General features: G+C 55.0%; 1 protein-coding gene. It reads right to left on the reverse strand.

Features of this window, described 5'->3' with window-relative positions; genetic code table 11:
* A partial coding sequence (locus tag AC0L3S_RS39800; RefSeq protein ID WP_473285464.1) for a M24 family metallopeptidase occupies positions 1-231 on the reverse strand: 231 nt, incomplete at both ends.

The raw sequence follows: 231 nt of genomic DNA on the forward strand, positions 1-231 counted from the left end.
TCACGCTGGGCCTGGGTGAATTTGCCGTTGACCGGGAAGGTGCGGGTAATATCGCCAGCGTAACCTTTGTATTCACAACCCGCGTCAATCAACACCAGGTCGCCGTCGCGCATTTCACACTCGTTTTCGGTGTAGTGCAGAATGCAGCCGTTTTCACCGCTGCCGACAATGGTGTTATAGGACGGATAGCGCGCACCGTGGCGGTTAAATTCGTGGTGAATTTCGCCTTCC

The organism is Bradyrhizobium sp. Ken01 (genome assembly GCF_055807355.1).